This window comes from Streptomyces sp. NPDC026377 (genome assembly GCF_055567715.1).
In genome coordinates this window covers 16137-28945 of the sequence record NZ_JBVHPV010000014.1, presented here as the reverse complement: position 1 = coordinate 28945, position 12809 = coordinate 16137, and the positions used below count along the sequence as shown (strand labels likewise).

Below are 12809 nucleotides of genomic sequence, written 5' to 3'. Positions count from 1 at the left end.
CATGACAAGCAACACGCGCTGCATTCCCGTTGTCGTCGAACCGTCGCTGAGCCGTCCCTGGGCCGTCGCCGAGCGGTCGCCGACCGCCCCGGGCGCGGCGACTGCGGCGCGCTCGGGGCGGTTGGAGGTGTGGCCTTCCGAAGGGATCGGCCGGTAATTCCGAAGGGAGTCAGCCGGTGATGGAGAAGACGACCCGTATGCCGGTGGTGGAGTTGATGCGTTCGTTGATTCCCCAGATCCGCCCCGTGTCCGGCGAGTAACCGAGGTTCTGGGTCAGGACCGGGGAGGTGGTGTACACGTGCGGGGCGTCGTCGGGGAGCGCCCGGTGGATGCACGAGTAGTCGACGGCGTCACCGGAGCCACCGCCGGTGCCGGTGGGGCAGGTGCCGCTCATGTACCAGTACTGACCGTTCGTCGTGGCGCCCTGCATCGCCCAGACCGGCGACGAGTAGCCGACGGTGGCGTGGCTGACGCCGTGGCCGGAGGGGTCGGTGGTGGAGGGAAGCGCGGTGAGGTGGTTCAGCGGCCAGCGCACGACCCGGCCGCCCGCTCCGCCGGACTTGTACTCGGCGGAGACCAGGCCGTCCTGGCCGGTGCGGTCCAGGCTCAGCGAGTTCAGACAGGGGCTGGTGCCGGTGACCACCACACAGGCGGTGTTGTCGTCGACGGTGGTGCGGTAGCGGCCGACCATGGGCAGCGCGTAGGTGCTCCAGCGCGCCGAGGAGGCCGTGCCGGCGATACCCACCGACTCCTGGCTGGAGTTGACCTTCCAGATGTGCTGGAGGTCGTACACCTGGAGCCAGCGGCCGTTGGCGACGAAGACCTTGTTGCCGTACCAGACCACACCGTCGGCGTGGGTGCCCTGGACGGCCCGGAAGTTGCCGTCGCCGCCCGCCTGGGTGCCGGTGGGCTCGACGAGCAGCAGATGGTTGTACGTGATCTTGTTGTTGTCGGCGTTGACCAGGCTGACGCGGGCGAACTCGTTCGGCACCGGGTTCGCCCCGCCCAGGCCCCGGCTGAAGTGCCAGGAGGCGAGGAACGCCTTGTGGCCGTCCCACAGACCGCCCGGCTGGGCGTCGTAGGAGCCGGTCAGGCCCTGCGGCGTCCAGCCGCCCGCGTCGGTGTAGGAGTTGGACGTGTCGTCCGCCTTGTCCCAGCAGAAGCCCGTGGGGCTGAGGCTCGACGCCAGGCCCGTGCTGTGGCACAGGCCGTTGGTGCCGGTGCGGCCGCCCGAGGTGAGCACGCTCGTGGCGTTGGTGCGGGCGACCGCACCCCTGGCCTCCACCGCCTTGATCGCCTCGTCGTAGACGTCGAAGGTGTTCTGGGGCTGCCCGCCGAAGTCCGCCACGGGGTCGAGGGCGAACTGGCTGACGACGGCGCTGTCGATCGAGCCGAACGGGGTGGCCGCGTGTGCGGGACCGGCCGTCGCCAGGGATGCGGCGACGGCGGCGAAGCCGGCGGCCAGGGCGGTGAGCCCGGTCTTCCATGATCTGGTCATGACCAGGAAGAGTAGGTGTCAGAGCGGCGGGCGCACATCCCGGGCCGGGGACGTGAAGTGATATATCGGGCCCTGTTCGGCATGGGGGAAGGTCAGCAGGGTGATCTCCACGGTGCGGTGGTGCTGGTCGCGCACCTCGCGGTGGATCTCCAGCTGAGGGACGCCGTCGGAGCGGTCGTCGCCGGGGGCCATGGTGAGCTGTTCGTTGTGCTCCAGGCTGAGCCCCGCGTCCGCCGCCCAGGCGTAGAGGCGGCGCAGATCGCTGTGGGTGTGGTGGGACAGCGTCCGCTCGTAGCGCGCGAGGAGCGGGACCTGGGCGATCAGGCTGGGGGAGAGGTAGCTGACCGCGTGCTGGATCTCCCTCTCACCGGCCGAGGCCGTGTAGTAGTGGACGAGGGTGCGTACGCCGGGGCGCAGGCCGAGCTTCGCCGCGTACGGGGCGGGCGGGGCCTCCCAGACCAGCCGGGTCGCGGCGGCGATGCCCGCCCGGGGGCTTAGCGCGCCCAGCGGGAACTGCGCCTCCGGGGGCGCCTGGAGGAGTCGTGCGTGCGCCTCGCCGGGGCGGTCGCCACGGACGAAGGAGCCACGCTTCTCGGTGCTGATGAGCCCTTCCTGGCGCAGGACGTCCAGGGCCTGGCGGATCGTCTGGCGGTTGCTGCCGTAGTGCTCGGCGAGGATCCGCTCGGCGGGCAGCCGGTGTCCGGGCGTCGAAGTGCCGGACTCGATCGTGGACAAGAGGTCGTGGGCGATCTCCAGATACCGGGGGACGGGGGGCAGGGAATGACCATGTGTGCCGGGCATGTGTCTCCCTAGATCGATTACTGCGGGTGCCTGAATGGTTCTGTGGAGCGACTGCCTTTGTATCATTGGTCTAGACCGCCAGGGTGAACCGCAGGCGGACATTGGCGAGATTGCCACATACGTGAGGGGCGGCGCGCGGGTCAGAAAGGCAGGAATGGCCGGAGCGCGTCGGTCGCGTCCGGAAAGCCGCGCAGGTCCGCCTCGGTCGCGAACTCGTGGTCCGCGTAGTCGAAGCCGGGCGTGACCACCTCGGCGACCAGGCCGTGTTCGGCGCCGTCGACCAGCCGGGACGCCTTCCAGTGGCCGCCGGGGACGAGCAGGAACCGCGAGTCGTCGGGGCCGAGCCGGACACGGTCGAGGCTGCCGTCCGGGGTGAGCGTGGCGTATTCGAGCGGTCCGCCGTCGAGGAGGAAGTGCAGTATGTCGCTCCGGTTGCGGTGCAGACGGCCGAGCGGCTGGTCCCGGGTGAGCAGGTAGTGGATGGAGGTGGCGGCGGGTCTGGGGCCCCGGGGGAGCGACAGGGTGTGCCCGCTGGTGTAGATCCGGCGGAAGTACCCGCCCTCCGCGTGGGGTTCGAGCCCGAGCTCGGCAACCCAGTCCCGCATGGCATGCACCCTCTCCGTCGCCGTCGCCCCCGGGCCCCATAGTGGCAGGCGCGCTCCGGGCTCAGGGACCCGAGGCGCACGTATCGGTCTGGAGGTCCTCCACCAGCGCGAACAGACGGGCCTCGTTGCCCGCGAGGCCCGCCGCCCGCAGGGACTCCTCGGCCTCGGCCATCGGCCCGGCCAGCAGCGCCAGGGCGCGCGGCGCGGTCGCCGGGTCCGCGAGCACGGCCTGCGCGGTCTGCAGCAGCCGGACGTACGCCTTGGCGGCCGTGCGCTCCGGTTCGGTCATCTCGGCTTCTCCCTCGTGTCCGTCGATAAAGGTGTCGGATCGTCAAGCATCTCTCGCGGCACTGACAACGGGGGGTGCGCCAAGGGGTGGGCCCCGGACAAGGAGCCCGGGACCTCCGGCGCGCGGGGCGTGTGGCAGGACGAGGGGGCGTGCTGGGTCCCTCCGCCGCCTGCGTGTGTCCGGCGCGCCCCCTTCACCGGGGGTGCGCCTACACGTTTTCCGGGCCGCTGTGGCCAGTTGAGCGGGTTCTGGCGCGCGGTGCGTATGTGAGGTGGTGGAATCCGTCACTAACACCACGGTCCATTTCGTCATAGAGGACATAGAGACAACGCTGGTGCCCGTCCCGAGGGGGGAGACATGGAAGAGATCTGCGTACCGCTGTATGTGGAGCTGCTGCACGAGGGGGGTGATGCCATGACGCCGGTGGAAGCCGTGATGACGTACGACTCCGACGACCCGCTCGCGGTGTCCGTGGACTTCGTGTGCGGCAACGGCACCCACACCACCTGGACGATGGGCCGGGACCTGGTCGCTGAGGGGCTGACCTCCCGCCGTCCGGTCGGGATGGGGGACGTCCGCGTCTGGTACTGCGGCGACGGGGGGTTACGGATCAGGCTGGATTCGGACGAAGGCAGCGCCGATCTGCTGGCCGGTCTGGAGGACGTCGCGGAGTTCCTTTCCCGTACGTACCAACTCGTTCCGGAAGGAAGCGAGCTGGACGGCTATGACGTGGACGCGGTCCTGGAGCTGCTGCTGGCGCCGACCCCCTCGCCCGCCCCGGCCTGCCGCTGGTGCGGCCGGGAGTGTCCCTGTCTGGACCACGGCCCACAGTAGGCCAGACGGGGGGAACGGATTCCTGAGGCCGCCGCCCGCCCCGGCGCTCCGGAGCGGGCGCGGCTCGAAAGCGCCCCGAATCAACGCGTGTGGCTCCAGCGGCTGTTGACAGTCGTGTTAATGACATGGACATTACTAGTCGCTCATCCGGTTCCGCCGCGGCGCACCACCCCGCGCCGCCGCCGGACCGTGCTCCCACCCCCCACCGTCGTACCCCATGACGTCCGGACTCCGAGTCCGGCCTGGAGGAGCCACGTGAACACGGAAACGCGCACCCGGGCGAGGTCTGCCAGATCCGCGAGAACCGCCCTCGCGGCCGCCCTGCTCGTAGCCGCCGCGGCATTGGGCACCGTGCGGAGCGCGGGAACCGCCGCCGCCCGCCCCACCGAACGCCCCGGCACCCCGCCCTCGCCCGACGCCCCGCACCGCGGCGCCGTCGTCTCGGCCCGCGCACCCGGCCACGACGCGGGCCGCGACCGGGCGGTGGCGGCGCTCAAGGAAGGCCGCGCCGCACGCCCCGCCGCCCTCACCCACAACTGGTGGGGGATCTTCCCGCAGCCCGGCACCCACGACGGCATCACCGCCACCCACAGCCTCGACCCCGCCTACCGCGTGAGCGACGCGGACAACTTCACCTACGCGCCCACCACCAAGGCGCAGAGCTCCTGCATCGAAGTGGTCACCGCCTACTGGAACAGCGGCAGTGAACTGTGGGCGTGGGACTGGTGTTCGCGCGACGGCGGCCCCGCCAAGATCCTGCCGCTGGACGCCGACTTCCGCGCGAAGTACACCACCTCCGTCGACGGCCGCCCGGCCTTCAGCGTCCAGCTCGTCAAGGACAGCGGCTCGGGCAACCGCTGGTCCTCGTACCTGTACAACCACCGCACCGCGCGGTGGGAACTGCTCTACCGCCAGTCCGGCACCGACCGGAGCGACCTGGACCACGGCTGGGACATCTTCGAGATCTACGCGAGCGTCAACCCGGCCACCGGTGTGGGCTACTACTGCACGGAGGCCAGGAACACCGTCTTCGACAGCAGTGCCATCCAGTTGCGCAAGGCGGGCGTCTGGAAGCCCGCGCGCCCGGCCGACTCCCCCTGGACCGAGGCCAACCCGTCAGGGCGGGACTTCCTCTGCCCGCCCCTGAAGTTCCTCCAGGCGGGCGCCAACGACCACTGGACCGTACGGCAGTGACCGTCCCCCGGAGGCGGCGCCCGCGCCCGGCCACGCTCCCGCGGCGGGGCGTCAGGGAGCGTCGGCAGTCCACCACCGCGCCTTGTACAGGCTCGACCCCTTGAGCTCCTCCTCCCCGCCCGGCCCGTGGAAGCGGATGCGCGAGGTGCACCAGGTGCAGGGGGCGCCCGGCTCCGGGCTCACGGTCAGGAGCTGCCCGGTGGCCGGGTTCTGGCTGATGCTCTTGACCGAGGGACGGTCCACGGCGCCCTCGTCCGTGTACGGGACGAACGTGCCGGTGCGGACGGCGAACCGGCGCACATGGGTGCTGGTCGACAGCCACATCGCGCTGTCGGTGCCGAGCGCCCGCGCCAGGTCGTGGCCGCCGGTCTCAGGCAGGGTGACCGTCCGCGCCGCCGTCAGCCTCGGGCTCGCGGCGCCGCCCTCCACGGCAAGGCCCACCAGGAGCCGTTCGCCCAGTGCCCACAGCAGTCCGCTGCCCGCGTCCCACAGCAGTCCGTGCGCCCCGGGCAGCGCGAAGGAGGCGTGCGTCCCCGAGCGCGCGCCCCGCGAGGCGGTATAGACGCGGACGAAGCCGCCGGTGCTCGCCGCCACCGCCACATTGCCGTCCGGCAGCAGCTCCACGCTGTGCGGGTTGGCGGCGGCGGGCAGGGAGGCCGCCCAGTACACCGCCCCGCCCTCGCGGTGCACCGCCGCCACGAAACCGCCGGAGGCGCAGGTCAGCAGCAGCGGCCCGGCGGTGGTGGCACGGGCCTTGGCCTCGCTGACGTTCTGCCAGCCGCTGCCCGGATCCAGATCGGCGAGGGCGGGGTCGGCCAGCGGCGACCAGGACCACAGCGGTTGCAGATCGGCGGCCCGGGCCGTCCGGTCGGGGCTCCCGGAGCGCCAGTAGGCGCTGGTCGCGTCCAGCAGGATCACCGACTGGGACGCCTGGTCGCAGGCGAGGATCTGGGTCCCCGGCGCTTGCGGGTAGCGGGGCGCGGAGGCGGGGGAGGGGGCTCGCCCGGCCGCGCGGGCCGTCGGGGCCGCCAGCGCGGCGAGCCCGCCGGCCACGGCGGCGCGCAGCAGGGCCCGGCGGGGAGCGCGCGACGAGGACGCGGGAGGTGGCATGGGCACGAGGTCCCACGTTGACAGGCGCGGCCGTCCCCGGTGGTGAGGGGCGCGCGGTCCCCGCGTACTCCACCCGGACGGGCCAGCGGGCGGCCACCGCGCAAGCGACCGACGATGGGGCGGTGAACACCACGTCGCACATCGCACCCGGGGGATTCCTGACGCGCCCGATGGACAAGGCCGACGTGCCCGCCTGGCTGAAGCTGCGCGCCGACGCGGAGCGCGTCGACAGGAGCGGCCACCACGTGGACGCCGACGACCTCGCCGAAGAGCTGGAGAACCCCAAGCTGGACCTGGAGCGGGACACGCTCACGCTGTGGGACGGCGCCCGGCTGGTCGCCCACGCCCTGGTGCACGCCCCGGACGGAGCCGTGGACGCGGCCCGCTTCCGCGGCGACGCGGCGGTCCACCCCGACTGGCGGCGCCAGGGCATCGGCCGCCATCTGGTCTCCTGGATGGACACCCGGGCCCGCGCGCTCCACGCCGAGCGCTTCGCGCACCTGCCCGGCGAACTGCTGATCAGCGGGAAGTCCGGGGATCCGAACCTTGAGGCGCTGGCGGCGAGCGGCGGGTTCACCGCCTGCCGCTGGTGGTTCGAGATGACCCATCCGCTCAGCACGGGCCGCCCGATGACCGGGGGCGTACCGGAGGGGCTGCGGCTCGTGCCGTTCGGGCCCGCCTGGGACGAGCCCACCCGGCTGGCCCACAACGACGCCTTCCGGGACCACTGGGACTTCACGGCGATGGACTCCACCGACTGGCGGACCCAGGTCGTGGGCGCGCGCTCGTTCCGCCCGGCCCTGTCCCGGCTGCTGCTGGACGGCGAGCAGGTGGTGGCGTATCTGATCGCCGAGGAGTACGAGGCGGACACCGCCGCCGACGGCACCCGCGACTGCCATGTCGGCTACCTCGCCACCCGCCGCTCGCACCGCGGCCGCGGCGCCGCCCCCGCCCTGATGGCCGCCACCCTCGACGCCGCCCTCACCCACGGGTACGACAGCGCCTCCCTCACCGTCGACACGGCCAACCCGTCCGGCGCCCTGGGCCTCTACGAACGGCTGGGCTTCACCGCCCACCGCGAGTACGTGACCTACGCCCGACCGCTGAGGGGCGGCTGAGAGCGCCGCGAAGAGGGGGCGTGCCGGGCCCGCCGGGTGCCGGCACGAGCGGGTACGCGCCGCGTCCGGGCGGGTTAATCGCGATGATCTTCGGGTACCCGTGGCGGACACGTCCGGTATCCCGGACGCTCATCGGACCTCGGCAGGCAGGAGGCACGCATGGACGGTGCGACGGTGGGCAGTAAGGCGCGGGGCCGGACCATCACCACCGAGGTCCCCGCGCGGCTGGACCGGTTGCCCTGGTCCGGCTGGCACTGGATGATCGTCATCGGGCTCGGCACCGTGTGGATTCTCGACGGTCTCGAAGTGACCGTCGTCGGCAACATCGCCAGCCGCCTCTCCGAGGACGGCAGCGGCCTGGCCATCACCGACGCGCAGATCACCGGTCTCGGCGCCGCGCTCTACGTGTCCGGTGCCTGCTTCGGCGCCCTCTTCTTCGGCTGGCTCACCGACCGGTACGGCCGCAAGAAGCTCTTCCTCATCACCCTCGCGGTCTATCTGGCGGCCACCGCCATGACCGCGCTGTCCTTCTCCGCCTGGTGGTTCTTCCTGTTCCGCTTCCTCACCGGTTTCGGCATCGGCGGCGAGTACGCGGCCATCAACTCCGCGATCGACGAGCTCATCCCCAGCAAGTACCGCGGCCGGGTGGACCTCATCATCAACGGCAGCTACTGGCTCGGCGCGATGGGCGGCGCGCTCCTGTCCGTACTCGCCCTGAACACCAACATCTTCCCCAAGGACCTCGGCTGGCGGCTCACCTTCGCGCTCGGCGTGGTGCTGGGCCTGGTCATCCTGCTGGTGCGGCGGCATGTGCCGGAGAGCCCGCGCTGGATGTTCATCCACGGCCAGGAGGAGGGCGCGGAGGGGCTCGTCAAGGACGTGGAACGGCAGGTCGAGGAGGAGAGGGGCGAGCCGCTGCCCGCCCCGGGGCGGGCCATCACCATCGAACAGCGCGAGAGCGTGGGGTTCCTGGAGATCGCCAAAACCCTCTTCCGTTCCTATCCCAAGCGCGCGGTGCTCGGCTTCGCCCTCTTCATCGGGCAGGCCTTCCTCTACAACGCCATCACGTTCGGCTTCAGCTCGATCCTGGTGAAGTTCTTCGACGTCGACAGCGGCCACACCGGCTACTTCTTCGCCGTGGTCGCCTTCGGGAACTTCCTCGGGCCGCTGCTGCTCGGCCGGTTCTTCGACACCATCGGGCGCAGGGTGATGATCGCCGGGACCTATCTGCTCTCCGGCGCCCTGCTCTTCGTCACCGCCTGGTTCTTCAGCCAGGGGTGGCTCACCGCGACCACGATGACCGCCTGCTGGTGCGTGGTGCTCTTCTTCGCCTCGGCGGGGGCCAGTTCGGCCTATCTGACGGTCAGTGAGATCTTCCCGATGGAGACGAGGGCGATGGCGATCGCCTTCTTCTACGCGATCGGCACAGCGGCCGGCGGTATCTCCGGGCCCCTGGTCTTCTCCGGTCTCACGTCCAGCGGCATCGTCGACGACGCGGTGGTGGCGTTCTGCGTCGGCGCCGCCCTGATGACGATCGCGGGCGGGGTGGCGGCGTTCTTCGCGGTCGACGCCGAGGGCAAGGCGCTGGAGGACATCGCCACACCCCTGTCGGCCCGGGAGGCGGCCGCCGGAGACTGAGGTGGCGGAGCGCCGTCCTGGGGCGGCCGGACAGCGCGAAGGCGCCCCCGCGGATTCCCGCGGGGGCGCCTCCCTGTCCGCGCCGGGGTGTCAGCGCCTCGGCGTGTTCGCCGCGGTGACGTTGACCGCGGCCCAGGCCCGGTCGACCGTCTTGTACTCGACGCTCGACGTGCCGTACAGGTCGCCCGCCGCCTTCAGCGTCGCCGTGCGGGCGTCGTGGAAGTCGGTCGTGGAGACCATGTAGCGGGTCAGGGCGCGGTAGAAGATCTGCGTCGCCTTGGCGCGGCCGATACCGGTCACGGCGGCGCCGTCGTAGGTCGGCGAGTCGTAGGCGACCGAGCCGATCGTCTTCTTGCCGCTGCCCTCGGCGAGCAGGTAGTACGCGTGCGAGGAGACGCCCGAACCGCCGTGCACCTCGGCGTCGTAGGAGGCCGGCGACCAGTAGTCGACCGTGCCCTCCAGCTCGTCGAGCGACGGCTTGTCCAGGCGGCGCAGGAAGGTCTGCGCCAGCCCCAGCTTCTCGCCCACCAGGTAGTTGGGCTCGTTGTTGGGGTTGTTGGTCTGGAACTCGACGTTGCTGCCGAAGATGTCGGCGAGCGACTCGTTGAGCGAGCCCGGCTCACCGTACTGGTTGCCCTGGTCGTCGACCCGGGTCGGCTGCAGGTTGGCCGTGGCGTCGACCACGCCGTGGCTCAGCTCGTGGCCCGTGACGTCGAGGACGACCAGCGGCTTGGTGAAGGTGGCGCCGTCGCCGTCCCCGTAGAGCATGCAGCCGCACTCGGAGTACCAGAAGGCATTGCCGATGTTGGAGCCGAAGTGCACCATCGCGCGGGCCCCGGCGCCGTCGTTCTTGATGCCGTTGCGGCCCAGCACCTTCTTGTAGAAGTCGAGGGTGCTGGCGATGCCGTACTGGGCGTCCACGGCGGCGGTCTGCCGGTTGTTCGTGGCGCCGTTGCCCCAGGTGTTGGACGTGCTGGTGAACGCCTTGCCCTGGGTGAACCGCTCCAGCTCACGGCCGCCCGCGTCGCGTGTCTCGGTGTTGCCGCGGGTGGCGTCCTTGAGCAGGTACGAAGTGCCGCCGGTCTTCAGGGTGTTCAGCGGCACCTTGCCGACGAACAGCGACGAGCCGGACCCGACCGTGGGGATGCCCGCGGTCCGCGGCGGGTTGAACGGCTTGGCCGCGGACGCGGTGACGGCGGCGGCCGAGGTCTTCGCCCCCGTGAGCGGCGCGGCCTTCACGCCGCTCTTGCGCAGCTTGCTCTTCAGGCGCGGCGAGATGAACGTGTCCGCGGCGGGGATGTCGGTGAGCACGGCGCCGGTCGTGGCGTCGATGACGACCGTGCGGACGCCGCCCGCCTCGGTGGTCCTGCTGTTGCTGACCTTGATCTGGTAGGCGAGGGCGGTGCGGCCCGCGCGGACGTCGACGACGAGTTCGGGCGTGCCCGGCTCGCCCTTCGCCCTGGCGGCGGCCTTCGCCCTGGCCTGCGCGGCCGTCAGCTTCGGGGCCTTGGCGGTGACGGCGACCTGGCGGCGGGTGGCCCGGGTCACGTCGAGGTACGCGGACTTGGCGTCGAGGTGGATGACCAGGTCACCACCGAGCACCGGCATCCCCTTGTGGGCGCGGGCGAACCGGACGTGCTGCTTGCCGTCCGGGTCGACCAGGGTGTCGGTGGCCGTCAGGGTGTCGTCCTTGGAGACACCGGTGGCGGCGGCGTGCGCGAAGGCGGCGGCACGCGCCGCGTCCACGACCGACTTCGCGGACCTGGCGGAGGCGACGGGGGAGGTCCCGGTGGCGGAGGAAGTCGCGACGGCGGTGCCCACGCCCCCCACCGTGATGGTCGCGGCCGTGGTGACGGCCAGGGCGATCGCCAGTCTGCGTATGTGGGGTGTACGCACTATGGAGGATCCTTAGGTGTTGCGGGGCGGCCGGCTGCGACCGCCCGTACGCACGGTGTTTCTGAGCACCGCGGGGACTGTGTGGTCCCGGGCGAACACTGCTACGCCTGACATGCGCATGTAAAGCCGTTTGTGCGGCTTGGGCGTCTTTGGAGCCGAGATTTAACAATCTCCCCCGCCCCCGTGGACACAGGGCTACCGGCCGTGCGGAGTGCGTGTTCCCCCGATCATCCCACCGGTCCAGATGCGCACCCGACCAGGATGGTTGCGCCTGCCGCGCACTGTGCCGGTCATCACAGTGCGCGGGCGGCGATTTCCTCGTGTACGGGCGGAAATGCACGGATCGTTGGCGGGGCGCAGTCGCGGTCGCAACGGCAGTCGCAGCCCCAGCCCCGGCCCCAGCCGGTTCAGTTCACCGTGCGGTGGGCCGCCGGGCCGGTCCAGTCGGCGGTGACATGGCCCAGACGGACCCGCTGTGGATGGTCGCCGACCGCGACGGACACCGTCTTCTGCCCGGTCGCGAAGTCGATCGCGGTGATCCGGTCCGCGCCGCTCTCGGAGATGACGCACGACTTCCCGTCCCCGCTCACGGTCGCCCAGTACGGCTTGGACGCGGGGACCAGCGGCCCCTCCCGCAAGGTGGCGCGGTCGAGGACCGTCACGTAGTCGTCCATCGTCCCGGCGACGCAGAGGCGGGCCCCGTCCGGGCTGATCGAGAGGCCGTGGTGGCGCGAGTCATTGACCCAGGTGGTGCGGTCCTCGCTGGTCGCGGGGTTCTTGGGCAGGGTCTTGGAGCGGGTGATCCGGTCGGTGGCGATGTCGTATTCCAACAGGCCGTTGAAGAACGACACCTGGAAGTAGAGCGTGGACTCGTCGGGCGTGAAGACCACGGGCCGTACGGCGTCGGAGAGGTCCTTGCGCCCGAACGCGTCGAGCCGGTCGCGCATGTCGATGACCTTGACCGGCTTGAAGGTGTGCGCGTCCACGACCGTGATGCGCCGGTCGCCCTTCGTCCAGTCCCACGCCGGGTCGTCGAGGGCCGTGTTCACCTCCCCGATCGCCATGTTCCACAGGTACTTCCCGCCGTCGGTGAAGACGTTCTCGTGCGGTTTGTCGCCGGTCGCGAACGAGCCGAGCTGCCGGCCGGTCGCGATGTCCAGGACGTGCACGGTGTTCGAGGTGGAGGCGGAGACGGCGACCCGGGTGCCGTCGGGGGAGACCGCCATGTGGTCCGAGCGGTAACCCGACACCGGGAAGCGCCAGTTGAGGTGTCCGGTGGCCAGGTCGATGGAGACCACGTCGGCGAAGCTGGGCCGGGAGACCACGACCGCGGAGCCGTCGGGTGTGGAGTACATGTCGTCCACGAACTGGTCGTGACCCTCGCCGGGGCCCTGTCGGATGCCGAGGAAATAGGCCAGCTTGATCGGGTTGAGGTAGATCTCGGCGAGCCGCTGGTCCTTGTCCGGGATGACACTGATCCGTCCGATCCGGGCCAGGTCGCCACCGGACCTCACCACATCTGCGGTGCCGTCCCAGTTGTTGCCGACGAACATCACCTCCCGCAGGGCCCCGGCACCGGCGCCCCGCGCCCTGGGGGAGTCGGAAGCCGGCGGGGACGCGGAAGCGGTGGCGGAGGCACCGGTCACGGCAAGGGTTATCACGGCCGCCAGGGAGCCGAGGGTTCGGTGGACGGGCATCGTCACTCCGGATGATCTCGTGGGGGGGGCATGACAATCACGGTGCGATGTGGCCACCGGACGGTAGTGAGCCGCGCCCCACAAGACAAGAGCCACGACGGCGACGGATGGCTGCCGGCCCGGCGGCCC

General features: G+C 71.2%; 11 protein-coding genes. 4 read left to right on the top strand and 7 right to left on the bottom strand.

The features are described 5' to 3' along the window. Nucleotides 1-169 precede the first annotated feature (169 nt). The 4 genes from ACZ4MU_RS25860 to ACZ4MU_RS25845 form a co-directional block, all read right to left on the bottom strand. On the bottom strand, nucleotides 170-1498 hold the full coding sequence (locus ACZ4MU_RS25860; protein WP_467881042.1) for a hypothetical protein: 1329 nt from the start codon (nucleotides 1496-1498) through the stop codon (nucleotides 170-172). A gap of 18 nt (nucleotides 1499-1516) precedes the next feature. Then, on the bottom strand, nucleotides 1517-2299 hold the full coding sequence (locus tag ACZ4MU_RS25855; protein ID WP_467881039.1) for a GntR family transcriptional regulator: 783 nt from the start codon (nucleotides 2297-2299) through the stop codon (nucleotides 1517-1519). 140 nt (nucleotides 2300-2439) lie between these two features. After that, nucleotides 2440-2904, bottom strand: coding sequence for a cupin domain-containing protein (locus ACZ4MU_RS25850; RefSeq protein ID WP_467881036.1), 465 nt, complete (start codon nucleotides 2902-2904; stop codon nucleotides 2440-2442). Between the two features lie 61 nt (nucleotides 2905-2965). Further along, complete coding sequence (locus tag ACZ4MU_RS25845; protein ID WP_371656044.1) at nucleotides 2966-3193, bottom strand: hypothetical protein; 228 nt, start codon at nucleotides 3191-3193, stop codon at nucleotides 2966-2968. A gap of 357 nt (nucleotides 3194-3550) precedes the next feature. Here ACZ4MU_RS25845 and ACZ4MU_RS25840 point away from each other — a divergent pair, with 357 nt between their 5' ends. Beyond that, nucleotides 3551-4027 (top strand): SsgA family sporulation/cell division regulator, encoded by a 477-nt coding sequence (locus ACZ4MU_RS25840; protein WP_467881032.1) that lies wholly within the window; start codon nucleotides 3551-3553, stop codon nucleotides 4025-4027. Nucleotides 4028-4282: 255 nt separating this feature from the next. Next, a complete protein-coding gene (locus tag ACZ4MU_RS25835) occupies nucleotides 4283-5221 on the top strand; it encodes a carbohydrate-binding protein (RefSeq protein ID WP_467881029.1) in 939 nt (312 codons plus the stop codon). Nucleotides 5222-5272: 51 nt separating this feature from the next. On the opposite strand, the gene ACZ4MU_RS25830 is transcribed toward ACZ4MU_RS25835, so the two are convergent. Continuing rightward, nucleotides 5273-6331 (bottom strand): DUF6528 family protein, encoded by a 1059-nt coding sequence (locus ACZ4MU_RS25830; protein WP_467881026.1) that lies wholly within the window; start codon nucleotides 6329-6331, stop codon nucleotides 5273-5275. Nucleotides 6332-6453: 122 nt separating this feature from the next. On the opposite strand from ACZ4MU_RS25830, the gene ACZ4MU_RS25825 reads away from it, so the two are divergent. Together ACZ4MU_RS25825 and ACZ4MU_RS25820 are read left to right on the top strand one after the other, a co-directional pair. Next, a complete protein-coding gene (locus tag ACZ4MU_RS25825; protein ID WP_467881023.1) occupies nucleotides 6454-7449 on the top strand; it encodes a GNAT family N-acetyltransferase in 996 nt (331 codons plus the stop codon). A gap of 159 nt (nucleotides 7450-7608) precedes the next feature. After that, nucleotides 7609-9087: an MFS transporter gene (locus ACZ4MU_RS25820; protein WP_467881020.1), complete on the top strand. Its 1479-nt coding sequence runs from the start codon at nucleotides 7609-7611 to the stop codon at nucleotides 9085-9087. A gap of 90 nt (nucleotides 9088-9177) precedes the next feature. Here ACZ4MU_RS25820 and ACZ4MU_RS25815 read toward each other — a convergent pair whose 3' ends face one another. Further along, nucleotides 9178-10983, bottom strand: a complete 1806-nt coding sequence (locus ACZ4MU_RS25815; RefSeq protein WP_467881017.1) for a M4 family metallopeptidase — start codon at nucleotides 10981-10983, stop codon at nucleotides 9178-9180. Nucleotides 10984-11390: 407 nt separating this feature from the next. Continuing rightward, complete coding sequence (locus tag ACZ4MU_RS25810) at nucleotides 11391-12680, bottom strand: YncE family protein (protein WP_467881014.1); 1290 nt, start codon at nucleotides 12678-12680, stop codon at nucleotides 11391-11393. Nucleotides 12681-12809 lie beyond the last annotated feature (129 nt).

Coding starts and splice junctions, on each gene's coding strand:
- ACZ4MU_RS25840 (WP_467881032.1), top strand. CDS start 3,551: ATGGAAGAGATCTGCGTACCGCTGTATGTGGAGCTGCTGCACGAGGGG.
- ACZ4MU_RS25810 (WP_467881014.1), bottom strand. CDS start 12,680: ATGCCCGTCCACCGAACCCTCGGCTCCCTGGCGGCCGTGATAACCCTT.
- ACZ4MU_RS25820 (WP_467881020.1), top strand. CDS start 7,609: ATGGACGGTGCGACGGTGGGCAGTAAGGCGCGGGGCCGGACCATCACC.
- ACZ4MU_RS25845 (WP_371656044.1), bottom strand. CDS start 3,193: ATGACCGAACCGGAGCGCACGGCCGCCAAGGCGTACGTCCGGCTGCTG.
- ACZ4MU_RS25855 (WP_467881039.1), bottom strand. CDS start 2,299: ATGCCCGGCACACATGGTCATTCCCTGCCCCCCGTCCCCCGGTATCTG.
- ACZ4MU_RS25860 (WP_467881042.1), bottom strand. CDS start 1,498: ATGACCAGATCATGGAAGACCGGGCTCACCGCCCTGGCCGCCGGCTTC.
- ACZ4MU_RS25830 (WP_467881026.1), bottom strand. CDS start 6,331: ATGCCACCTCCCGCGTCCTCGTCGCGCGCTCCCCGCCGGGCCCTGCTG.
- ACZ4MU_RS25850 (WP_467881036.1), bottom strand. CDS start 2,904: ATGCGGGACTGGGTTGCCGAGCTCGGGCTCGAACCCCACGCGGAGGGC.